The sequence below is a fragment of the Enterobacter sp. T1-1 genome, from assembly GCF_000710795.1.
GTDB classification, from domain to species: domain Bacteria; phylum Pseudomonadota; class Gammaproteobacteria; order Enterobacterales; family Enterobacteriaceae; genus Enterobacter; species Enterobacter cloacae.
On sequence record NZ_JALW01000093.1, the window covers coordinates 1 to 593 of the forward strand.

Here is a 593-nt window from a genome sequence, read left to right on the forward strand (position 1 = left end):
TAGTTGTAATCCCGTACGCTGACCATGCCCGGCACCACCTTATACCGGGTGCGCACGTCCCACACTGACTCCTGTGCCCCGTCATACAGCCCGGACGGCTCGCGGTACGGCAGGCGTACGTCAAACCGGTAGTGCAGCTGGCTGTCGGCAAAAATATAAATATCCAGCCCGCGCGCCTCGTCCATTTCCGTGCGCCAGAAAATCCCCACCTCTGACAGTATGCGCTGAATAAATTCGAGGTCCGTCTCCCGCCACTGGGTAATCAGCTCCCGCACCGGGTACACACGCTCCAGACGGAAATCGAAATCTGCGCCTTCAAATCCATGCTGGCGCAGTACCTGCTCCACCACCTCCGGCACCGGCTGGTGCTGGAAAATGCGGCACTGGCGGGTGCGGCTGAGCAGCGCCAGACGGGAACTGAGCGCCACCTGGTAATGAGACTGGTCAGCGGTGGTGGAAATCCACTCCAGGCGGGTGATGATGCCGTGCACCGCCTTGCCGCTGCGCATACGCAGGGTGGCGTGTTTCATCAGCACCTGTTCCGGGGCGAGATTGTTCTGCGGGGTGGTGAAATCGATGGTCCAGCGAAAGGG

General features: G+C 60.9%; 1 protein-coding gene. It reads right to left on the bottom strand.

Annotated features, from left to right (window positions below):
* On the bottom strand, nt 1-593 hold a 593-nt coding region (locus AK59_RS0122770; protein WP_029883892.1), incomplete at both ends, for a type VI secretion system Vgr family protein.